The organism is Bradyrhizobium sp. SZCCHNR1002, assembly GCF_032381435.1.
Taxonomy (GTDB): domain Bacteria; phylum Pseudomonadota; class Alphaproteobacteria; order Rhizobiales; family Xanthobacteraceae; genus Bradyrhizobium; species Bradyrhizobium aeschynomenes.
In genome coordinates, this window is record NZ_JAUHIS010000001.1 from 2,582,337 (window position 1) to 2,603,236 (window position 20,900).

Annotated in this window: 22 protein-coding genes; 12 read left to right on the forward strand and 10 right to left on the reverse strand. The window is 66.4% G+C overall.

Annotation, left to right across the window (positions count from 1 at the left end):
* Positions 1–180: 180 nt before the first annotated feature.
* From QX108_RS11645 to QX108_RS11670, 6 genes are all read left to right on the forward strand, one after another.
* A complete protein-coding gene (locus tag QX108_RS11645) occupies positions 181–1,143 on the forward strand; it encodes a PDR/VanB family oxidoreductase (RefSeq protein ID WP_315781991.1) in 963 nt (320 codons plus the stop codon).
* Positions 1,144–1,148: 5 nt separating this feature from the next.
* Positions 1,149–1,352, forward strand: a complete 204-nt coding sequence (locus QX108_RS11650; protein ID WP_315781993.1) for a hypothetical protein — start codon at positions 1,149–1,151, stop codon at positions 1,350–1,352.
* Positions 1,353–1,671: 319 nt separating this feature from the next.
* Complete coding sequence (locus QX108_RS11655; RefSeq protein WP_315781995.1) at positions 1,672–3,315, forward strand: nitroreductase family protein; 1,644 nt, start codon at positions 1,672–1,674, stop codon at positions 3,313–3,315.
* Positions 3,316–3,394: 79 nt separating this feature from the next.
* Complete coding sequence (locus tag QX108_RS11660) at positions 3,395–4,132, forward strand: ankyrin repeat domain-containing protein (RefSeq protein WP_315782258.1); 738 nt, start codon at positions 3,395–3,397, stop codon at positions 4,130–4,132.
* Positions 4,129–4,446: a hypothetical protein gene (locus tag QX108_RS11665; protein WP_315781997.1), complete on the forward strand. Its 318-nt coding sequence runs from the start codon at positions 4,129–4,131 to the stop codon at positions 4,444–4,446. The genes QX108_RS11660 and QX108_RS11665 overlap by 4 nt, the downstream gene beginning before the upstream one ends.
* Before the next feature lie 20 nt (positions 4,447–4,466).
* A complete protein-coding gene (locus QX108_RS11670) occupies positions 4,467–4,706 on the forward strand; it encodes a hypothetical protein (protein WP_315721454.1) in 240 nt (79 codons plus the stop codon).
* A gap of 200 nt (positions 4,707–4,906) precedes the next feature.
* On the opposite strand, the gene QX108_RS11675 is transcribed toward QX108_RS11670, so the two are convergent.
* A complete protein-coding gene (locus tag QX108_RS11675; protein ID WP_315781999.1) occupies positions 4,907–5,356 on the reverse strand; it encodes a Rieske (2Fe-2S) protein in 450 nt (149 codons plus the stop codon).
* Between the two features lie 194 nt (positions 5,357–5,550).
* Here QX108_RS11675 and QX108_RS11680 point away from each other — a divergent pair, with 194 nt between their 5' ends.
* Positions 5,551–6,192: a glutathione S-transferase family protein gene (locus tag QX108_RS11680; RefSeq protein ID WP_315782260.1), complete on the forward strand. Its 642-nt coding sequence runs from the start codon at positions 5,551–5,553 to the stop codon at positions 6,190–6,192.
* A 225-nt stretch (positions 6,193–6,417) separates the two neighbouring features.
* On the opposite strand, the gene QX108_RS11685 is transcribed toward QX108_RS11680, so the two are convergent.
* Both QX108_RS11685 and QX108_RS11690 read right to left on the reverse strand, forming a co-directional pair.
* Positions 6,418–8,133 (reverse strand): ATP-binding protein, encoded by a 1,716-nt coding sequence (locus QX108_RS11685; RefSeq protein ID WP_315782001.1) that lies wholly within the window; start codon positions 8,131–8,133, stop codon positions 6,418–6,420.
* 25 nt (positions 8,134–8,158) lie between these two features.
* Positions 8,159–9,733 (reverse strand): flavin monoamine oxidase family protein, encoded by a 1,575-nt coding sequence (locus tag QX108_RS11690; protein ID WP_315799404.1) that lies wholly within the window; start codon positions 9,731–9,733, stop codon positions 8,159–8,161.
* Positions 9,734–9,907: 174 nt separating this feature from the next.
* Here QX108_RS11690 and QX108_RS11695 point away from each other — a divergent pair, with 174 nt between their 5' ends.
* The 5 genes from QX108_RS11695 to QX108_RS11715 all read left to right on the forward strand — a co-directional run bounded on the left by QX108_RS11695 (position 9,908) and on the right by QX108_RS11715 (position 13,441).
* Entirely contained in the window at positions 9,908–10,312 is a 405-nt protein-coding gene (locus QX108_RS11695) for a nuclear transport factor 2 family protein (protein WP_315782004.1), read from the forward strand.
* 164 nt (positions 10,313–10,476) lie between these two features.
* Entirely contained in the window at positions 10,477–10,857 is a 381-nt protein-coding gene (locus QX108_RS11700; protein ID WP_315782006.1) for a hypothetical protein, read from the forward strand.
* A 2-nt stretch (positions 10,858–10,859) separates the two neighbouring features.
* Positions 10,860–11,378 (forward strand): hypothetical protein, encoded by a 519-nt coding sequence (locus QX108_RS11705; RefSeq protein WP_315782262.1) that lies wholly within the window; start codon positions 10,860–10,862, stop codon positions 11,376–11,378.
* Between the two features lies 1 nt (position 11,379).
* Entirely contained in the window at positions 11,380–11,634 is a 255-nt protein-coding gene (locus QX108_RS11710) for a hypothetical protein (RefSeq protein WP_315782008.1), read from the forward strand.
* A gap of 190 nt (positions 11,635–11,824) precedes the next feature.
* The gene (locus QX108_RS11715) at positions 11,825–13,441 is read left to right on the forward strand and encodes a rhodanese-like domain-containing protein (protein ID WP_315782010.1); all 1,617 of its coding nucleotides are present in this window, start codon (positions 11,825–11,827) and stop codon (positions 13,439–13,441) included.
* 301 nt (positions 13,442–13,742) lie between these two features.
* On the opposite strand, the gene QX108_RS11720 is transcribed toward QX108_RS11715, so the two are convergent.
* From QX108_RS11720 to QX108_RS11750, 7 genes are read right to left on the reverse strand one after another with little or no spacing between them, the layout of a single operon-like run.
* The gene (locus QX108_RS11720; RefSeq protein WP_315799405.1) at positions 13,743–16,127 is read right to left on the reverse strand and encodes an ATP-binding protein; all 2,385 of its coding nucleotides are present in this window, start codon (positions 16,125–16,127) and stop codon (positions 13,743–13,745) included.
* Positions 16,109–16,465 (reverse strand): Hpt domain-containing protein, encoded by a 357-nt coding sequence (locus QX108_RS11725; protein ID WP_315782014.1) that lies wholly within the window; start codon positions 16,463–16,465, stop codon positions 16,109–16,111. The genes QX108_RS11720 and QX108_RS11725 overlap by 19 nt, the downstream gene beginning before the upstream one ends.
* Position 16,466: 1 nt before the next feature.
* On the reverse strand, positions 16,467–17,756 hold the full coding sequence (locus QX108_RS11730; RefSeq protein ID WP_315782016.1) for a fused response regulator/phosphatase: 1,290 nt from the start codon (positions 17,754–17,756) through the stop codon (positions 16,467–16,469).
* A complete protein-coding gene (locus QX108_RS11735) occupies positions 17,753–18,391 on the reverse strand; it encodes an ATP-binding protein (RefSeq protein ID WP_315721465.1) in 639 nt (212 codons plus the stop codon). Before QX108_RS11735 ends, QX108_RS11730 begins: the two co-directional genes overlap by 4 nt.
* A 6-nt stretch (positions 18,392–18,397) precedes the next feature.
* The gene (locus QX108_RS11740; protein WP_172114063.1) at positions 18,398–18,697 is read right to left on the reverse strand and encodes an STAS domain-containing protein; all 300 of its coding nucleotides are present in this window, start codon (positions 18,695–18,697) and stop codon (positions 18,398–18,400) included.
* Between the two features lie 9 nt (positions 18,698–18,706).
* Positions 18,707–19,831, reverse strand: coding sequence for a methyl-accepting chemotaxis protein (locus QX108_RS11745; protein WP_315782019.1), 1,125 nt, complete (start codon positions 19,829–19,831; stop codon positions 18,707–18,709).
* Positions 19,832–19,834: 3 nt separating this feature from the next.
* A complete protein-coding gene (locus tag QX108_RS11750; RefSeq protein ID WP_315782021.1) occupies positions 19,835–20,893 on the reverse strand; it encodes a chemotaxis response regulator protein-glutamate methylesterase in 1,059 nt (352 codons plus the stop codon).
* Positions 20,894–20,900: the final 7 nt, after the last annotated feature.

The following is a 20,900-nucleotide window of genomic DNA, read 5'->3' on the forward strand; positions in this document are numbered from 1 at the left end:
GACTTGACATGGCTGGTGGCCTCTCGCGTTGAACGCGTCTGGAGTTGAAACGGGCGGCGTACGTACATCTCATCAGCTAGGAGCGCAAGCGCAAAAGCTGCGGCACGCGGCGGGCGCGGCCAATTGGCCTTCTCCTTGCATCGTCTCCTTGTCAGCCGGGTTGCTCCATGGAGTTGTCAGATGTCCGACAGCCTGCACACCGTCGTCGTGGCAAAGAAAGCCATCGAGGCGCACAACATGGCCTCGTTCGAGCTCGTCCCGGCCGACGATCAGCCACTGCCCGGCTTCACCCCGGGAAGCCATATCGACGTCACCCTGCCGAACGGACTGACGCGGCAATATTCGCTGCTCAACAGCGCGGCCGAACGCAACTGCTACTGCATCGGCGTCTGGAAGGATGCCAACAGCCGCGGCGGCTCCAAGGCGCTGCATCTCGACATCAACGAGGGCGACCGGCTGCAGGTCAGCCGCCCGCGCAACCGCTTCAAGATCCCCAAGGACACCAAGCGCGCGCTGCTGATTGCGCGCGGCATCGGCGTGACGCCGATCCTGTCGATCGCCGACACGCTGAAGGCCAAGAACATCCCGTTCGAGCTGCACTACGTGTTCGCGCTGATGTCGCCGGACGCATTCCGCGGCCGGATCGATGCCTCGGCGTTTGCCGCCGATACCAAATACTACAAGGAAGCGACCGAGGATAATCAGCTGCTGAAGGCGGCCGAGCTGCTGGCCGACCGTCCCGACGACACCCAGCTGTTCATCTGCGGCGTGGACTGGTGGATGGATCCGATCATCGCGCAGGCCAAGCAGAAGGGCTTTGCCGAGGAGCGCATCCATGTCGAGCGCTTCACCGCCAAGGCTGCTGCCGCGCTGCTCGACAAGGTGTTCGACGTCACCATCAAGAGCACCGGCGCAACCTTCAAGATCCCCGGCGACAAGACCGTCACCGCCTTCCTCGAGGAGAACGGCGTCAAGATCGCGACCTCCTGCGAACAGGGGATGTGCGGCACCTGCAAGACCCGGGTCGTCGAGGGCGAGATCGATCATCGCGACAAGCGGCTGTCGGCGGCGCAGCGCGCGGAAGGCTATTTCCTGCCTTGCGTATCGCGCGGCAAGGGCGACCGGCTGGTGCTGGATCTGTAGCGGCCGTGACCACCGAGACCGACCTGTGGCAGACGGCGTGGATCATTGCCGAACAGCATGGTCCCGACGGACCGGCCTTCGCGAGCCGCATGGCCGATAGCTTCAGGCTGGGCCACAAATTGGCAGCGCATCAGGCGTGGCTTTCGATCGCGGCCAAGGTCGTCGTGCTGATCGAGACCACTGCGTCGCGCAACGCGCATCGGCATTGATGTCGAAAAACGGACAGAGCCCACAAGGCGCTCTGTCCGGATTCGCACACGATCGCGGTCGTTACAGTATCCACCGATCTGCCGATCGTATGCGACCTGCTTCCCCATCGTCATTCCGGGGCGACGCGCAAGCGGCGAGCCCGGAATCCATATCCACCAGCCGTGGTTATGGATTCCGGGCCTGCGCCCAAGCGGGCGCATCCCGGAATGACGAGCGGAGAAAGGTCGGTCTTCCGGAACGAAATTTGCTCAGCCACATCTGGTCGCCAACCGACCATCCAGCATGCGCGACTTCCGACATCGCGCCTTGTGAGGAACCATGTCCGTGTCACCGTCCAGCGTGGCCAGGCTGCCTGCCGCCGCCGACATCGCGCTCGCCTATCACGCCCGCACCAAGCATCATCTGAAGCGCTATGCGGCCGGACCGGAGACGCTGGACTGGGACGCCCAGCCCAACCCGTTCCGCGAATTCGCCGGCTGCCCGCGCATTGATCTGCCGCTGACCTCGGATCGTCTCGCGACGAGCTTCGCCGAGGCCTGCGACTGCACGGCGCCGATCCATCCGCTCACCGTCGACGGCGTTGCGCTGCTGCTTGAACTGTCGTTCGGGCTGGCGGCGTGGAAGGAGCATGGCCCGGACCGCTGGGCGCTGCGCTGCAATCCGTCGAGCGGCAATCTGCATCCGACCGAGGCCTATGTGATCGCGGCGAATGTGAGCGGCCTCGGCGACGGCCTCTACCACTATGTCAGCCGCGATCACGTGCTGGAGCAGCGCTGCCGGCGCGGCGCGGCGGCACGAGGCGAGCCGCGGCTGTGGCTCGGCCTGTCCTCGATCCACTGGCGCGAGGCGTGGAAATATGGCGAGCGCGCCTTCCGCTATTGCCAGCTCGACCTCGGCCACGCGCTCGGCGCCATCAGCTACGCGGCGGCCGCGCTCGGCTGGCATGCGCATGTGATCGAAGGCGTCGGCGGCACGCAGTTGGCCGCCATCATGGGTCTCGATCGTGCCAGCGATTTCGCCGGCGTCGAGGCCGAGGATGCGGACGTGCTGCTCGCGATCACCCCGCGCGACGCCGGTCCGCCGACGCATGATGCCCTTCCCCTCGCCGACACGGCCGTCGATAGCTGGAAGGGCACGGCCAACCGGCTCGACCGGCATCCGCTCTATCGCTGGCCCATCATTCCCGAGGTGAGCGCGGCGACAGCCGGCGCGGCGCAGGACGCCGTCGCGGCCCCTCCGGCCTGCCCGCCGCGGGCCCCGCGACCGGCAACGCGCGCGGCCGAGCTCATCCTCAATCGCCGCAGCGCGCAACGCTTCGACGCCAGGTTCACGATGACCGCGGGCGCGCTTCATGAGCTGCTCGATGCGCTGCTGCCGCATGCGAGGCCGCCGTGGAACGCCTGGCCCTATGCGCCGCGGCTGCATCCGCTGCTGTTCGTGCATCGCGTCGAAGGCATGACGCCCGGGCTCTATGCGCTGCCGCGCAGCGAGGGCGCGGACAGCCGGCTACGCCGCGCGCTGCGCCCCGATTTCGACTGGCGCCGCGTCGAGGGCGCGCCCGATCACCTGCCGCTGTTTCATCTGCTGCCGACCGACAGCCGCGGCGTGATCCGCACCGCGAGCTGTCACCAGGCCATTGCCGGCGACAGCTGCCTGGCCGTGGCGATGCTCGCCGAGTTCGCGCCGCTGGTCGCGGACAATCCGTGGCGCTATCGCCAACTGCATTGGGAAGCCGGGCTGATCGGTCACGCGCTCTATCTCGAAGCCGAGGCGGCCGGCCTGCGCGGCACCGGCATCGGCTGCTATTTCGACGACTCCGTGCACGAGATGCTCGGCGTCGTCGGCTCTCAATTCCAGATCCTCTATCACTTCACCGTCGGCCGTCCCCTGACCGACGATCGCATCACGACGCTGCCGGCCTATCCCGGCCGCACGCGCAATGAAGCGGGAGTCCTGCCATGAAAGGATGGCCATGAGACCGCGTGTTCCGTTCCAGCGCATCGACATCGGCCAGGCGGCCGAGCTGCTGCAGCGCGACGACGTGCTGCGCTTCGACGTCCGCGACCAGGCCGCGTTCGCTGCCGGGCACCTCGCGGGGGCGCAACACCTCACGCAGCGCAATCTGTCGGAGCTGATCGCCGGCACGACGCGGCGCACGCCGATCCTGATCTACTGCTATCACGGCCATGCCAGCCAGGAGTACGCGCAGACCTTCTCCGATTTCGGCTTCACGGAGGTCTACAGCCTCGACGGCGGCTACGAGGCGTGGCGGCAGCATCGCCCGGCGCGCAGCGGCGCCGCACAGGTCGGCCCTAGCCTGGCGGCATGGCTGTCAGCGCAGGGATTTCCAGCCGACGACGTCGACGCCATCATTGCCAATCGGACCACGCCGCTGATGAAGGCCGCGCATCTCGGCAACGTCGCCGTCATCCGCGAACTGCTCGCCGCCGGAGCCGATATCTCGGCTCGAAACGCCGACGGCAACAATGCGCTATGGCTCGCCTGCGTCGGTCGGCATCTCGACGCCATCGACGCACTGGTCGAGGCCGGCATCGATGTCGACAACAGCAACGACAACGGCGCCACGGCGCTGATGTATGCGTCCTCCTCCGGCAAAGCCGATGTAGTCGCGCATCTGCTGGCCAAGGGCGCCAATATCGGCACCGAGACGCTCGACGGCTTTTCCGCGCTCGACATGGCCGCTTCGGTCGAGTGTCTGACCCTGCTGCGGAACGCCGCCAAGGCGGCCAAGGCACCGATCGCCGAGGTCCGGCCATGACCGTCATCGAGCACGATTTCGGAATGCAGCAGCGACAGGTCGAGCGCCGCTTCCGGGCGCTGCTCAGCCTCGATGCGCTGCATGAGGCCAATGTCCGTGCCAACCCGATCCCCTATCTGGAGCGCGCCAGCGAGCGCATCTACCAGCTCGAAAAAGCGCTGTTCGAGGCGCTGCAGGCGGCCACCGCGTCCGCCGACGAAGGCGGCGAGACGATCAGCATCAGCAAGGCCGAGCATACGCGCCTGCTGCAATGCCAGGCGATCGTCGCGCGCGCCTATGCGCAGCTGGTCGCCGATCAACCGCAAGCCGAATGACATTGAAGGTGGAGAACGACATGAGTGACGGCTTCTTCGTGGACTGGGATGGCAATCTGCGCAGCGCCGCCGATCCCGGCGGCGGCTATCTGTGCGACATCGATACGGTGGCGCGCTACGTCGCCGTCACCACCAAGAACGGCACGCTGGTGCACGAGGCGACCTTCTTCAAGACGCGGGCCGATGTCGAAAAGGCCGGCATCAAGGCGCAGCTTGTGCCGGGCAGCCATCCCTGGGGCAAGAAGGCAGATGGGTTCTGACGGCAAGGAGTGCGTATTTCGCGGATAGCGACGTCCTCCTGCCGGACTTGATGAATCAAGCCGTGCGACCACCCCAAGCGACGCCGCGCTCCCTCTCCCCGTCCTTCACGGGGAGAGGGAGCGGACCGCCCTCGCCTCAAGAGCTTACGTCCCAATCGGCCAAGAGGAGGAGTGATCCTTCAAAATCAGACTCATCCCCCTCAATCCGGATGGATCATGATCTCCATGGTCTCGTCGAGATCGTCGAACGGATCGGGGAAGCTGAGATCCTCCACCAGGACGACACCGCACAGGCAGATGTCGCCGTCGATCACGGCAAGGGCGATCGGCTCGAGGCTCTGGCCTGCACACGCCCCTGTGTTGCACAGGCCGGTGTCGATCTCGAAGGTCGCACCGTGCCGGCCACAGCGCAGCAGCGTGTGCTCCGCGTTGAAGAACTGGCCGCTGCCGATGTTCAGCCATTTGCCCTCGTGCGGGCAGGTGTTGACGTAGCCGACGAAGGCGCCGGCCGCCGTGTGGATGATCACGATCGGGAACGGCCGCGCCTCGCCATTGTCGCCGATCCGCGACAGGCTGAATGCCTTGGCTTCGCCCCGCGCAATGCTCGTGGTCGGACAGATCACGAAGACTTCCGGCTCGCGTTCCGTCATGCGCTGACCTCCCTGAACGGCGCGACGGGAGCCCTGGATCGTGATGACGTCTCCTGTCGCAAACCTGACGGCGGTGGCCCGGATCGTCGGACCACGGCGCGTCATCGTCGAAACTGTCCCGATCCTTGCATGAAGCGTGCCGCATGCCGCGATGTTCGACTGATGATGTCGGTGAGGAGACGATGATGGCCGCGATGAAGTTCTACATGACGCCGGGCTCGTGCTCGACCGGCATCCACATCATCCTCGAAGAGCTGGAGGAGGTGTTCGAGGCCTACATCGTCAACCTTCCTGCCGGCGACAATTTCAAGCCCGACTACGTCGCGATCAATCCGAAATCCACGATTCCCGCCCTGGTCCGCAGCGACGGCAGCGTACTCACCGAGGTGCCCGCGATCGCCTATTGGCTCGGCCGCTCGCGGCCGCGCGCCGGGCTGTGGCCAAGCGATGTGGAGACCGAGACGCGGCTGCTCGAGGCGATGACCTACATCGCCGGCACCGTGCACGGCCACGGCTTCGCCCGCATCTTCGCCACGCCGACCTTCAGCCGCAACGAGGCCGACCAGGAGTCCCTGCGCGCGCTCGGGCGCAACATCGTCGTGAAGGGCTTTGCGATCCTGAGCCGGATGCTCGGCGAGCGGCCCTATCTCGGCGGCGACTTCTCCGTGGCCGATCCGATCCTGTTCTATGTGGAATTCTGGGCCGACAAGACCGGCATCGCACTGCCCGCCACCCTGCTCGCACACTACCGGCGGATGCTGGCGCGACCGGTGGTTCAGCGGGTGCTGCGGGAAGAGGGCTACAATCCGGCGGCGCTGGGGAAGATGAGCGAGTAGGCTTGTCCCCATCGGACTGTTTGCGTTGAAGCGGATTCTCTCCTCTCGTCATTCCGGGCCGCGCGCAGCGCGAACCCGGAATCCATCTCTCCCGTATCACGACTGACTGTGGTTATGGATACCGGGCTCGCGCTGCGCGCGGCCCGGAATGACGTGCAGAGAGATCCGGCGGCGATCACTGACGCATGCATCTGCCGAAACAGCTACGGCCGGCGTTTCCAGCCCCTACTCCGCCGCCTCCAACTGCTCGTGCTCGCCGAGGTCGATGCCGCGGAAGATGGCGCAGCGGCGGAACACGTCGATGGTCGGACGCGCGCGCTTGTGATGGCAGTATTTGGCGACCAGCTTGGCCAGTCCCTTGATGTCGCGGCCCGAGGCGCCGGGGAAGGTCTCCACCAGCAGCGCGACCAGGCCGGCGTCGACGGTCAGCCCGAACTGCTCGCACATCACCCGCCAGATCCGCCCGCGCGCATCGGCGTCGGGCGCCTGGAACTTGATCAGCGCGATGCAGCGCGACACGATCGCTTCATCGATGTCGTCGATGCGATTGGTGGTGAGGAACAACAGCCCGTTGAAATACTCCAGCACCCGCAGGAACACGCCGACGACGGCGTTCATCGTCATGTCGTCTTCGCGCCGCTTGATGTAGACGTCGGCCTCGTCGATCAGCATGACCGCGCCCCAGCGCTGCGCGCGCGTCAGCGCATCCTTCAGCGCACCTTCCATCGCCGCGACATTCAGGCCGAGCTGGCCAGAGTGCACGCGATACAGCGGCCGGCCAATGATCTCGGCATAGACCTCCGCGGTCAGCGTCTTGCCCACGCCGGGCGGGCCGGCGCACAGCACCGTGGTGCCGCCGGATTTGCCGGCGACGATGTCGTCCATCAACAGGTCCATCTCCGCCGTGAGGATGTCGATCAGATCGGTCTGCTCCTCCGGCAGCACAAGCTTCTGCTTCAGTTCGGGCTGGTAGGCGTAAGGCGTCATGTCGTCGGCGTGCACCCACAGATAATGGTGCAGGTCGAGATGGAACATCAGCATGTAGGGATGGACGGGGATCTTGCAGAAGACGCCCTTCGGGATCGCCGCCTTGGATTCCTCCACCTCCTGCTCGGCGTCATAGAGGTTGCTCTTGGCCGCCTTGCGCAGATATTGCCCGAGAATGTCGCCGGTCACCTCGAGCGTCAACGCACGCTCGGTCAGGATGCCCTCGTCATTGACGAGGCGCGCGCTGCCGCCGCCCGACGACAGCACGATGACGTCCTTGCGCGACCAGTCCATGTCGCGATGCGAGGAGTTGGGATCATCGGCGAAGAAGCCGATGCCGCGGCCGGAGAACTGCGCGCCGTAGCGGCCGCGCCAGGCGAAATAGCGCTCCGCCGTCTCGTCATAGGCCGCGATCAGCTCGGGCGTCTCCTTCAGAAAGCCCTTGGCGGCGAAGATCTCGGCCACCGTCCTGCCGACGATGTCCCCGACTGAGATGCGCAGGGTCGATGTCGTGATCGCGCCCTTGGCATTGGCCTTGAGCTCGATGAAGACACGCCCGGCCTCGTCGTTCGACGGCGCCGTGTAGTCGAGCCGCGTGACGACATAGGGCAGCGGCCGGCTGGCGACGTTGGCGGTGAACATCCAGCCGCGGATGGCCCCCGAGATCAGGTAGCGCGCGATCGCCGGCAGCACCTGCTCGAGCTCGTGCTCCGAGAAGCGGGTGCCGGAATCGCTGAAGGCGCGCTGCAACGTCGCGATATGTGCGGCGCGGGCGTGCCATTCGGGCCCGGCCTTCTGATAGAGCTCGCGCAGGAAGTCGAGCTCGGCGCTCGCGAGCTGGGCGAGGTTGACCTCGACCTTGTCGCCGAAGCGCAGCTGCTCCATCAGCGACGCCAGATTCGGGAAGGCGGCCGCCATCGCCTCGATGGCCGGACGTTCGATCTGCAACTTCATCGCTTGCCACTCACATCCATCCTGATCACGACGACACGCCCGTCGGCTGCCGCCGCACCGCTTCTGCCTTGGCCAGCAGCAGGCGGTTCGCCGCCAGCGAGAACTCCTGCCAGGCCGCCGCGATGTCGCGCAGAATCGTCTGCACATAGTCCTTCGACGGCTTGTGCTCGAACGGGAAGTTCGACAGCGCGCAGGAGGTGCGATTGAAGGCGACGGCGTCGTCGAGCAGCGACTGCATGACGTCGCGGAACGGCTTCTGGATCTCCGGCATCAGAGCCGAGCGCCCGCGCTCGACCGCGACCTCGCGCAGGTCGAGGGTCAGTGCATCCAGCACCTGCAAGGCCGCGGCGAACACCTGCTCGATGGCGCCGAGGACGGCGAGCTGCGTGAGCTGCTCGCGCTGCTGCGTGGCGAGACTGCGGGCGAGCCGCTGCCGATAGTCGTCGAACGCCGCATCGCGCTGCGCGGCGACCCAGGCGGCGAACCAGGCGAGGCTCGCAGCATTGCCGGACAGACCATCGCCCGCCGCAGGAGCGCGCCCGCTCGGGGGCGCGGCCCCTATGCGCGCGATCGCACGCTCGATGCGCTTGGCGGCATTGAGCGCCCCCTCGAGATAGCCGGCCGCGTGGCTCGCCGTCTCCGCGCCGCCGAGGTGCAGCCGTCCTTCCCACAGGGCCCGCCGCAGCATCGGATTGGCGATCTCGCTGTGCTCGCCGCGCGGGGTGGTGCGATCGAGCGCGCTGCAGGTGAAGCGCTCGCTCGCCCAGTCCTGATAGTGCTGCTCGCCGCCTTCCAGCGCCGATCCGAACAGTTGCACCATCTGGCTGTCCATCAGCATGGGCAGACCGACATTGAAGGCTTCGCGCAGGTCCGGCGGGAAGGCGAGGAAGCCGCCGAGCGCAGCGCGATCGCCGCCTTCGTCGCAGGCATCGAAGATCTCTCCGACGACGGCCTGCTCGTGACTGACGAAGGCGTTGCCGGACTGGCCCTTGTCGCGCCAATGCGCCTGGTCGTAAGCGACCACGACCTTGGCCTGCGCCGCCATCCAGGTCTCGGCGCTGCGCATCGCCTCGAAGGTCGCATCGTCGAGCGCCGGGAAGAAGCCAACGTGATCGATCAGGAGCCGCGGCGGCAGCGCCAGCACGGCGCGCCTGGCCTCGATCGCAACCGACTCCGCCTCGGTAGCGAAGATCAGCCGCACATGCGTACCGCAATCGACGATGCGCATCAGCTCGTGGCCGAGATGGATGCAGGATTGCGGCAGGTCGCGCGACAGCGCCGTGATCAGTTGCGTCATGCCGCCGGACAGCCGACGCGCGCCCTGATGAATCGGCGGCCCGCTGATCTGCTCGGCCGGCTTGTCCGCCTCTTTCAGATGAAGGACCGTGCCATCATCGTGCTGGGCAAAGTCGGACAGGCCAAGCTCCGTGATCAGGCCGACCAACAGCGGCTGGGTGTCAGGCCAGAACCAAGTCGGGCCGAGATCCAGCGCCAGCCCCGCTCTGCTCCTGGCTGACAGCACCCGGCCGCCGAGGCGATGTCGGGCTTCGAACACAGCGAACGAGCCGCCGCGCTGTTGCAGGCTGCGTGCGAGTGCCATTCCGCACAATCCACCTCCGACAATGGCCGTTTCGAGCATGGCGGGACCTCGGCTGATGCGTTGCGATCGCGTCTCGCCGGGGTCTTGCAAGAAGCTTGCAAGTTTTTTCCGGCGCGGGGTGTACGTTTCCAGACATGGCTTGATTTTCGCAGACGATTGGCCCACCTCATTGCAATGAGCGACGAGAGCGAGATCCTGGCCGCCAACGCGGCCTTCTACGCAGCCTTCAAGGCCGGCGACTTCGGCGCACTCGCGGCGCTCTGGGCCGATGGCGACGGCATCTCCTGCATTCATCCGGGATGGCCGGCGATCGTCGGTCGCGCCGCCGTGATCGGCAGTTGGCGCGACATCCTCGGCAACGCAAGCCGGCCGAACATCGTCTGCGCCGATCCGCACGCCATCGTCGACGGCGACCACGGCCACGTGCTGTGCATCGAGCTGGTGGATGGCGCGGCACTGGCGGCCGCCAATCACTTCACGCGAATTGGCCGCGCTTGGCGGATGATCCATCACCAGTCCAGCCCGATCGCGCAGCTTGCGACACCGGACGATGATCCGGACGGCTACAGCCTGCACTGACCTCCGCACGTCTGGCACGAAACTTGATCTGCTCTCCCTGACCGGCAGCAATGTCGGGGATTGTTGATTTTCGTCGCGTCGGATTCGGGCCAAATCTCCGGCTCCGCGCCAAGCCATCTGCACGCTGCGACCAGCATCGTGCAGAGGTCGACGGGGAGATGCGGATGGCACGCCTACTGACCGCCTATCTGACGCGCAGCGATGTGCCGATGCGCGCAGCGCTGCAGCAGGCCATCGACCGCCTCCCCTTCGCGCTGACGCTCGATGAGGGCTACGCGCCGCTTCGGAGCTCCGGGTATCTGCCCTGCACGCTCGACGGCGAGGATGCGGGATTTGATCTGCGTTTCGCCGACATCTCCGAGACGCGCGCGGATGCGCGCGACGCCATGATGACCTTCAAATGGGCGGGAGATCCGCGCGAGGAGGCCGCCGCACTCGCCGTCTGCGCCGCGCTCGCAAAGGATTTCGGTGCCGTCGTCGAGCGCGACGGCGCGCCGCTTTCATCCGACGACATGCTCGCGCAGGCGAAAGGAGCACTGGTATGAATATGACGGCTCCGTTGCAGCCGACGGCGATCCACGCCGTACCCGCCGAGCTCTGCGATTGCGGCTTCCGCGTGCTGATGATCCGGCAATTCAACGTCGGTGCGGTGCCGCCGGCCTTCGCGATCATCGATCAGCGGATCATGCGGATGCCGCAGCGGCTCGGCCGCCACGGCGTGTCGTTTGCCGCAACGTTCCTGCCGGAGGTGATGTCGTGGCTGATCGATCATCTCGGCCGGCCCTCGCTGCACGATGACAGCGGCCGCTCCTATCGCAACCCGCGCTGGCCGGTCGTGTGCTGGCATGACCGGGAACGCTATTGGCCAAGCGGCGCCGTGACGGTCGAGTGGTTCGCCGAGGTCGCATTCCAGGATCACGCCTCGTGGATGGCGTTCCGCACCCATTGGCACGACAGCCTGATGGGTCGAAATGGCGATGTGGACGGATCCACCGGGGACGCGGAGCCATGCGATCCGCACGATGCGGAAAAGGAATTTTCCGTCGAGGCGTTGCAACGAGCATGATGTGTCAAACTTTGCGCGGCGCCATGCGCAGCTCTTGCCGGGACTGTTCTGCTGCGTGATCTTTCCTCTTGCCACAGCAACTGCGGAGCGTGTCGTGCGTTACGTCTCGTGGATTGAAGGTTGGCTTGATCACTTGCTGCCCGAGCGCGTGTCGGCCGAGAAGAGAAGCCGCAGAAGCGCGGTCGCGCCGCGCCGTTCGGCTGAGCTCTCGAGCGAGGACCTGTTCTATATCGCCATGCTGGGCCCGCACGTCTGACCGGCGCTGCCGCCGCGCGCGATCGGAGACGATGGGCTGGACAAACGGCCGCCATGCCGCCACAGAGGGACGACATTCCATGCGTCCCGGCCCGGGCTGCGCACCGTGAACAACCTTCCATGCCGCAGGTCTGCAACACGCGCATGCACGGGACCGGGGACCGCGCCGGACCTCACTTGCGGAACCTCGAATGACGTCGCCGACGCCCCCTCGCCCGCCCGCTTCATCCGATCAACCTCGCCTGACGAGCCCCACCGAGCTGCGGCGGCGCTGGCGCGCCGGCGACGAGGTGGCGCTGCTCGATGTCCGCGAGGAAGGCCCCTACTCGCTGTCGCATCCGTTCTTCGCGGTGTCGCTGCCGCTGTCGCAGATCGAGCTGCGCATCCTCGACCTGATCCCGCGGCTGACTGCGCCCGTCGTCGTCTACGATGATGGCGAGGGCTATGCCGTCCGCGCCGTGCCGCGGATCCGCGCCTTGGGCTACACCGACGTCTCGGTCCTCGAAGGCGGGCTGTCGGGCTATGCCCGTGCGGGCGAGGTATTCCGCGACGTCAACGTGCCGAGCAAGGCGTTCGGCGAGCTGGTCGAGGCCATCAGGCATACGCCGTCGCTGTCGGCCGACGAGGCCAAGGCGCTGATCGAGCGCGAGACCAATCTCGTGGTGCTCGATGCCCGCCGTTTCGAGGAATATCGCACCATGAGCATTCCGCGTGGCGTCAGCGTCCCCGGCGGCGAGCTCGCGTTCCGGGCGCGCGAGATCGCGCCGTCGCCCGACACCACGATCATCGTCAATTGCGCCGGCCGCACGCGCTCGATCATCGGCACGCAGTCGCTGATCAATGCGGGACTTCGCAACAGGATCTACGCGCTGCGCAACGGCACCATCGGCTGGACGCTGGCCGGCCATCAGGTCGAGCGCGGCCGGACGGCCCGCTTCCTGAAGCGGCCGCAAGCGAGCCACGCGGCGGCGCTGGCCGATGCCAAGGTCTGGGCGGAGCGCGTCGGCGTCGCGGTGCTCGATGCAGCGACCTTCGCGCGCTATCGGTCCGAGGCCGCGATGCGCACGCTCCATTGCCTCGATGTCCGCACGCCGGAGGAATATGCCGCGGGCCATCCTGCCGGCTTCGCGTCGGCGCCGGGCGGCCAACTCGTGCAGGCGACCGACGAATGGGTCGGCGTGCGCGGCGCGCGGCTGGTGCTGTTCGACGATGACGGCGTGCGGGCACGCATGACCGCATCGTGGCTGAAGCAGATGGGCTGGGACGCGTCGATCGTTGGAGCGGACGTGGTGGCGCCGACGGAAACCGAGATTCCGATAGGCCGCCGACCGCCGCTGCCGGATGTTGCGGGCGCAGCAATCAGCCCCGCAGCGCTTGCGGTTGACGCCGCAGGGTGGACGGTCGTCGACCTCGCGCGCAGCCCGAGCTACAAGGCCGGGCACATCCCGGGAGCACATTTCGTGCTGGCATCGCGCTTTTCATCGGATCTTGCGAAGCTGCCGGGCGACGGGCCGCTGGTGCTGACCAGCAGCGACGGCGCCGAGGCCGCGTTTGCGCTGGCAGATGCGCGCGCCGCGACGGGCCGCGAGCTTCGCGTGCTCACCGGCGGCACGCAGGCCTGGACCGCGGCCGGGCACGCACTCGAGAGCGACCGGCATTCATGGATCTCGACCGCGGACGACGTCTACAAGCGTCCCTATGAGGGCACCGACAACGCCGCCGAGGCGATGCAGGCCTATATCGACTGGGAGCTTCAGCTGGTCGCCCAGCTCGCGAACGACTCCGTGTCGAACTTCCATGTGGTGTAGTACTATTGCGTCAGAAACACTGCCCGCTAGCCGTCGTCATTCCGGGGCGCCCGAAGGGCGAGCCCGGAATCCATAGCCACAGACAGATGTTTGGCGGCAAAGTGCCTACAACCAGCCTGCCTTACACTGTTGCCTGTGGGTATGGGTTCCGGGCTCGCCCTTCGGGCGCCCCGGAACGACACGTGGAGAGAGCAAAGCCCTTTTCTGACGCAGTAGTAGTAGTTGAGATTCGGGAGGTGGGCACGCGCCGTCTGCGGCGTCGCTTTGCCCACCCGGCGTCGCGACACGCCGCACGGAGCTTCTACGACACGAACATTTCGAGCTGACCGAGACTGCCAGGTTGCAGCGGCGGCGCGTCGGCATATTGCGGCAGCGCGCAGCGCCGGATCGCAGCGAACAACAGCGGCGGCTGGATCGGCTTGGTGACGTAGTCGTTCATGCCGGCGGCGAGGTAGGCCTCGCGCTGGCCGACCAGCGCATTCGCGGTCAGCGCAATGATCGGCACGTGGCTCTGCGGTCCCGGCAATTGCCGGATCGCCCGGGTCGCGGAGATGCCGTCCATCTCGGGCATCTGCACGTCCATGAGGATGATGTCGTAAGGTCTCGCCGAGACCGCCGCCACGGCCTCGGCGCCGTTGACGACCCTGGTCGGCTTGAATCCCTGCTTGACCAGCAGGCTGTGGATCAGCGTCGCAATGATCGGGCTGTCCTCGGCGACCAGAATCTCGAGCGGGCGATCGATGGCCGAGACCACCGGCTCGGCCGGAAGCACCAAAGCGTCGCCCTGCCGACACTTGGCCTCGAACCAGAACCGGCTGCCGCGGCCCAGCTCGCTGTCGACGCCGATGCTGCCGCCCATGATGGTGCAGAGCTGCTTGCAGATCGCGAGCCCGAGACCGCTGCCGCCATATTTGCGCGAGATCGACGTATCGGCCTGGACGAACGGATCGAAGATCTGGGCCTGGATCTCCGGCGACATGCCGATGCCGCTGTCGATGACCTCGATCGTGAGATCGATCGCGCCGTCGGCCCGCAGGCGATGCGAGGCACGCACTTGGATCGAGCCCTGCTCGGTAAACTTGATCGCGTTGCCGACGAGGTTGAGCAACACTTGGCGGATGCGCGTCGGATCGCCCTCGAGATATTGCGGCAGCCCCGGCGCGAGCGTCACCGCCAGATCGAGGCCCCTCTTCCTGGCCTTCTCCCCCATGAACGAGACCGCGCTCTGGATCAAATTCGGAACGTCGAAGTCGATGCATTCCGACTGTAGCCGTCCGGCTTCGAGCTTGGAGAAGTCGAGGATGTCGTTGATCACCTCGAGCAGCAGGTCCGCGGATTCCTTGGCGAGCGCGGTGTAGCGCTTCTGCTCCCCGGTCAGCGAGGTGCCGCGCAACAGATCGACCATGCCGACCATCCCGCTGAGCGGCGTCCTGATCTCGTGGCTCATGATCGCGAGGAAGTCGGACTTGGCGCGATTGGCCGCCTCCGCCGCGTCACGCGCGGCGCGCAGCTCGGCCCCGGTCGCCTCCAGCTCCTGCTTCTGCCTCTCGAGGTCGGAGCGGATCGCCTCGACGTAAGCGAGCTTCTGCTCGAGCTCGGCCTGCACCGTCTTGAAGGCGGTGATGTCGGTGACGAGACAGACCGTGCCGCCATCGGAGATCCGATGGTCGACGCTCTGGATCCAGCGTCCGTTGAGCTCGCGGCGCTCGATCATGCGGCTGCCGCCGAGATGCCAGGCGCGCTTGCGCTCGAGCCATTCCTCGAACCGGTCGCCCTTCGACCGGATCAGGCCGTGGTCATACGCCTGCCGCATCAGGTCGCTGAACGAGACGCCCGGCCTCATCAGGACGGTCCATGACGGAAACATCTCGCGGAACGTCGTGTTCGACATCACGAACCGGTCGTCCTTGTCGAACAGCACGAAGCCGTTGGTGAGCGATTCGATCGCATCCATCAGCAGCAGCCGCGCCTGCTCCGCTGCGATCTCGGCAAGCTTCCGTTCGGTGATGTCCTGGACGATGCCGAAGCGCGACTGCGTCGCTTCCGCTGATGCATCGTTGGCATCGGCTTCGATCCTCAGCCAGCGAACCTGGCCGTCCGGGCGAATGATACGGAGCTCCTGGATGAACGCACAGCCAGTGGCGCGGGAGCGATCGCGGGCGCGCACATAGGTGCCGACATCCTCCGGATGAACGATCTCGAGAATCTTGACAAAGGACACGCGGGATGTCGGCGCGAGCCCGAAGATGTCGAACAGCTCCTCGGACCAGACCGCGAACTCCCCGGTCTCGTCCGACATCCAATGGCCAAGGCGGCCGATCCGCTGCGCGTCGTTGAGCAGCCGCGTCGTCTGCGCGAGCTGCGCGTTCTGCCGCGCCAGCACATGCGCCAGCGACAGAGCGTGCCGGTTCTTCCGGATCAGCATCGATGTCAGGACGATCATGACCATGACGGCCGCGACCGCGAGCATCAGCAGCGACGTGATACGATCCTGCCGCAGGCCGGTCACCAATTCGACGAGCGCAGTCGAGAGCGCCGCGGCCAGAACCGAGGCGATGATCGCCGGGTATGACAACTTTCCGCGCTCGGCGATGCGCGGCGATCGCTGCGCGGCGGCCCGCCCCTCCGGAGATGAAGGCGACGACACCGGGTCCGGATCCGCCGGCTTCATGCGCGCTCGGCCCATCGTGCCAGCTCGCCCGAGGTGGCGGCGATGATGTCGGCGAGGACCGGCAGGCAGGCCTCGATCTCGCCGGGCGTCTTCAGCTCCAGCTCGATCGTTCGCGCGATCTCCGCAAGCCGCGCCGCGCCGAGGCTGGACGCGGATCCTTTCAGGACATGGGCCGCCTTGCGGGCCTGCGGCAGATCGCCGGCAGCAAGCGCTGTCTTGATGGCGGAGAGCGCCTGGTCGGCCGCGGACGGAAGCTGAACCAGCATCGCGCCCAGCTCGCCCGGGTCGAGCGCGGCTTGCAGCAGTTCCAGTTGATCGTGGTCGATCAGGGGAACGTCGGCGGCGGTCGCCACGTCATCGGCCTCCGCAGGACGAACTCGTCACCGGCTGCGTCGTGGCGCGATCACGCAATCCATCGTTCGGTCGGCGGCTCGCGCGACGATCGATGCAGACGATCGTGGTGTCGTCGGGCAGCGGGCTGCCCTCGGTCATTCCGGCAGCAGCGCAGAGCCGGTCGATCACCTCCTGCGGCGTCAGCGCGAGCGCGCACGTATCGAGCGTCGCCAGCAGCCCGTCGTCGCCGATCCGCTTACCCTCGGCATCCGGAAACTCCGAGAGACCGTCGCTGAACAACAGCAGCAGCGAGCCCAGCGGAAACTTGCGGCGCGAGGTGCGATAGCGCACGCCGCGCTCGACGCCCAGCGGAAATCCACTGCTGTCGCACAGGCGCGCGCGGCGTTTCATCCCCTGCACGAGCAGCGCCGGGGGCGCGCCTGCGGAGGCGAATTTCAGCACCCCGGCGCGATGGTCGACGACGACGTACATGAAAGTGGCGAATTGTCCGATGCGCAGCAGGCGGACCAGGCGTTCGTTGAGCATCGACAGCAAGGCACCGGGATCGTGGTGCAGCGCCTTGTATTCGTGGATCAACGCGTGCAGGCGGAACGTGTTCAGGGCCGCATTGATGCCGTGGCCGGTGAAGTCGGCGAGAAAGATTCCGAACGCGCCATTGCTGATCGGGAGCATGCCCCACAGATCGCCGCCGAGCTCCGAGGACGACCTGTTGTAGCTGGCGATCCGCAGATCCGCCGTACGCGCAGCCCATTGCAGGGTGATGGGATCCGGCAGCAGCTCGACCTGCATGCGACGGGCGGCTTCGACCTCCCGCGAGATGCGCTCGCGATAGTCACGCAGGGCGCGCAGCGAGTTCCAGCGTTCGAGATGCACCACGACGCGGGCAATCAACTCGGACGGATTGATCGGCTTGGACAGAAAATCCGAGGCGCCTGCGGCGAACAGCTCGCCCATCTTCTTGCGGTCGACCGTCGCGGTCTGCACCAGGATCGGCGCATCGGCGAAATCGGGCTGGGCGCGAATCTGCCGACAGACGTCCAGGCCGCTCATATCCGGCATCTGCATATCCAGCAGCAGCAGGTCGGGCCGGAAGCGCCGGACCTGCTCCATCGCCGACAGCCCGCCCTCGGCAAATTCGATGTTGGTGAACTTCTGCGCGCGCAGCACGCCGGCGACCAGACGCCGGCACAGGGGATCGTCGTCGGCGATCAGGATCCGGGCATCCGCAAGACCTTCCGGCACGGCTCTCTCGTCGACCGCGGTCTCGACCGTCGCCATGACCGGGCTCATCGGCGAAACTCCAGCCGCACCGTCGTGCCGCCGTTCAGCACCGTGACGCGATCGGAAAACACCTGCAATATCTCAAGGCCGCGCCCCGATGCGCCGTCCTCGGCCGCGGGACGGACATTGCTGCAATCATAGCCGTCGCCGCTGTCGCTGACCGTGATCTCGACGTCCGACGCGGTCCACGCGGCATCGAGGCGGATCATGGCGCCGCCGATGTCGGGCGACTCCAGCCGGGCTTCGATGATCGCCTGAGCCGCGATCAGGCCGTCGAGGCCGCCGCGTAGCGCGCCGTCGATGCGCAGATTGCCGTGGAGCACGGCATTCATCAGCGCTTCCTGCGCGGCGCTGTGAATCCTGATTTTCAGGTCCTCGGTCAGCGGCAGCCGGCTCCGCAGCGCCTCGACGAAGGTCCTCACGATCGAATGGCGATAGGCCGAACGCGTCGTGACGACCAGGCTCAGGCCGTCTCCAGCGGGCTGCTCGCGCTCCGCACCATTGCTGGGGCTCTCGAACAGCACGGCTTCGATGCACTGCCGGACGGGCTGCGCAAGCGCCGCCGCCAGCGTCTCCTCGGAGACGCCGTTCCAGGACGACACGAGCACATCCGCCTCGACCTGCTCATCGACCGACACGCACATCCAGGATCACTCCTCCACCTTGAAGAGCGTGTTGAACTTGGTCACCGTGAACATTCGCTTCACCTGCCCGATCGGCCCGCGCAGGATCAGCTCGCGATGGGTCTTCTTGGCTTCGTCACGCGCCAGCAGCAGCATGCCCAGGCCCGCCGAGTCGATGAAATCGAGCTTGGAAAGATCGATCACCACGGCTTTCCCCGGCGCCGCGAAGATCTCCGTCACCATCTGCTTGAACGGGATGTGGTCGGTGAAGGTGAACTCGCCGCTCATCGCAATCTGCCCGCCCGTGCGGTCAATCTGAATCTGCATGCATGTCTCCTAGAACAGCTCGACCGTGCCGGTCGTCGATGGAGCGGCGACGGCATCGGCGTGATCCGCCGGCTGCCTGCCCTCGAGAATCTGCGCAACGAACCGCGACCTCATATCGCCGAGCGTGAAGCGATCGAGCATCGCCTTGACCCACTCGTTGTCGCCCGACGTCTCCGCGACCGGCGCATCGAGCGTTTCCGCCGTCGTGGTCTTCAATTCGTCGAGCGCCTCGTCGACCACGCGCAACGTATCCACCACGTGCTCGAGCCGTTGACGTGTTCGATCCTGGAATTGGATGCCCGTCACCATGCCGGCGACGTCGGCCGAGATCACCTCGGCCTCCTTCATCGCGTCGGCGACAACCTCCGTCAGGTTGCCGCTGCGCTGGATCAGGGCTTCCATCAGAACCTGAAGCCGATCCTTGGCCATCAGGTTCTGCGACAGATCGATGGTGGCGACACGTTGCAACGTCGCATGACCATCGGCGATGCCTTCGGTGACCGCCTTGAGCTCGGTCGCCATGTCGACCGACAGGCGCTGTGTCGCCCCGGATAGCTCCCGCACCTCCCCGGCGACGACCCTGAAGGCGGCTCCGGCCGTGCCGGCCCGTTCCGCCTCGATCCGCGCATTCAGTGCCAGCATGTTGGTGACACGATTGATCTTGTTGAGCTCCTCCATGCAGCTGTCGACACGATCGACGTTGGCGCTGAGCTCGCTCAGCGCATAGACCATCGACATCGCGTCCTTCGACAACATGAGGATCTTCTCGACGACGTCGCTCAAGGTCTCCTCGAGCAGCACCGCGATGCGGTCGATCGCCACGGCCTCTCCGTCCACCTCGATGCCGATTGCAAGCCGGCTCAGGCTTTCGACGCGCTCCGTCTGCTGTCCGGCGCAGATCGCCAGATTCTGAAACCGGCTGCTGAGGTTGTCGGCTTCCGTCTCGACGACGGCGGACGTCTGCTGGATCTCGTGGACCAGCGTTCTGATGACGCGCTGCTGCATGTCGGCGAACGCAATCCACCGCCGCATCAGCTCGTCCTGGCGTTGCGGCACCTCGGGCGCCGGTCCGTCGGACGGCTCGGGACTTGGCAGCTTCACCGCAGCCGCATTGCTGTTTTTCCAACCGAACATGAGCTACACCCTGACCCCGCGCGCAGCGAGCGCTTCACACCGCTTGAGCACGTGATCGGCGATCTTGCCGAGCGGCAGCTCGATCTCGACGGCGCCGCAGTCGCGGGCCGCCTTCGGCATGCCGTAGACCACGCAGCTCGCCTCATCCTGCCCGATCGTCGGCGCCCCCGCCGATCGCATCTCCAGCAGTCCGGTCGCCCCATCGCGGCCCATGCCGGTCAGGATGACGCCGATCGCATTCGCGCCGGCCGCATGCGCAACCGAACGGAACAGGACGTCCACCGACGGCCGGTGGCCCGAGACGGCCGGCTCGTCATGAACGCGGCACACGTAGTTCGCGCCATTGCGCGCGAGCTCGAGATGAAAGCCGCCCGGCGCGATATAGGCGTGGCCGGGCAGCACGCGCTCGCCGCTCTCGGCCTGCTTGACGGTCACCGCGCAAAGCTGATTCAGCCGACTGGCGAAGGATGCGGTGAAGCTCGCCGGCATATGCTGCGTGATCACGGCTGCGGGCGCGTCGGACGGCAGGGCGGTCAACAGCTGCTGCAGCGCTTCGACGCCGCCCGTGGAGGCGCCGATCGCGATGATCTTCTCGGACGAATTGTAGGACACGCCAGGTCGGTGCGCGGGCCGGACCGGCTCCCCCGCCCGCGGGCGGATCTTCGCCGCAGCCGCAGCCTTGACCTTGCCGACGATCTCGCTGCGCAGAGCCGGCAGCCCCTCGACGAGCCCCACCACTGGCTTTGCGACGCAATCGAATGCGCCCATCTCCAGCGCGCGGACGGCGGTGTCCGCTCCCTTCTGGGTCAGCGACGAGATCATCAGCACGGGCATCGGCCGCAGCGACATGATCTTGTCGAGAAACGCCAGACCGTCCATGCGCGGCATCTCGATGTCGAGCGTGAGGACGTCCGGATTAAGAGTCTTGATCATGTCGCGCGCCACGATCGGATTGGGCGCGGCACCAATGACCTCGATGTCCGGATCACTGGACATGATCTCGGTCAGAACCTGGCGCACGAACGCAGAGTCGTCGACGATCAGAACGCGGATGACACTCATGCTGCTG

Coding starts and splice junctions, on each gene's coding strand:
- QX108_RS11645 (WP_315781991.1), top strand. CDS start 181: ATGTCCGACAGCCTGCACACCGTCGTCGTGGCAAAGAAAGCCATCGAG.
- QX108_RS11730 (WP_315782016.1), bottom strand. CDS start 17,756: ATGAGCCCGGTCATGGCGACGGTCGAGACCGCGGTCGACGAGAGAGCC.
- QX108_RS11700 (WP_315782006.1), top strand. CDS start 10,477: ATGGCACGCCTACTGACCGCCTATCTGACGCGCAGCGATGTGCCGATG.
- QX108_RS11705 (WP_315782262.1), top strand. CDS start 10,860: ATGACGGCTCCGTTGCAGCCGACGGCGATCCACGCCGTACCCGCCGAG.
- QX108_RS11735 (WP_315721465.1), bottom strand. CDS start 18,391: ATGTGCGTGTCGGTCGATGAGCAGGTCGAGGCGGATGTGCTCGTGTCG.
- QX108_RS11685 (WP_315782001.1), bottom strand. CDS start 8,133: ATGAAGTTGCAGATCGAACGTCCGGCCATCGAGGCGATGGCGGCCGCC.
- QX108_RS11670 (WP_315721454.1), top strand. CDS start 4,467: ATGAGTGACGGCTTCTTCGTGGACTGGGATGGCAATCTGCGCAGCGCC.
- QX108_RS11750 (WP_315782021.1), bottom strand. CDS start 20,893: ATGAGTGTCATCCGCGTTCTGATCGTCGACGACTCTGCGTTCGTGCGC.
- QX108_RS11665 (WP_315781997.1), top strand. CDS start 4,129: ATGACCGTCATCGAGCACGATTTCGGAATGCAGCAGCGACAGGTCGAG.
- QX108_RS11655 (WP_315781995.1), top strand. CDS start 1,672: ATGTCCGTGTCACCGTCCAGCGTGGCCAGGCTGCCTGCCGCCGCCGAC.
- QX108_RS11715 (WP_315782010.1), top strand. CDS start 11,825: ATGACGTCGCCGACGCCCCCTCGCCCGCCCGCTTCATCCGATCAACCT.
- QX108_RS11675 (WP_315781999.1), bottom strand. CDS start 5,356: ATGACGGAACGCGAGCCGGAAGTCTTCGTGATCTGTCCGACCACGAGC.
- QX108_RS11720 (WP_315799405.1), bottom strand. CDS start 16,127: ATGGGCCGAGCGCGCATGAAGCCGGCGGATCCGGACCCGGTGTCGTCG.
- QX108_RS11690 (WP_315799404.1), bottom strand. CDS start 9,733: ATGGCACTCGCACGCAGCCTGCAACAGCGCGGCGGCTCGTTCGCTGTG.
- QX108_RS11680 (WP_315782260.1), top strand. CDS start 5,551: ATGAAGTTCTACATGACGCCGGGCTCGTGCTCGACCGGCATCCACATC.
- QX108_RS11695 (WP_315782004.1), top strand. CDS start 9,908: ATGAGCGACGAGAGCGAGATCCTGGCCGCCAACGCGGCCTTCTACGCA.
- QX108_RS11740 (WP_172114063.1), bottom strand. CDS start 18,697: ATGCAGATTCAGATTGACCGCACGGGCGGGCAGATTGCGATGAGCGGC.
- QX108_RS11745 (WP_315782019.1), bottom strand. CDS start 19,831: ATGTTCGGTTGGAAAAACAGCAATGCGGCTGCGGTGAAGCTGCCAAGT.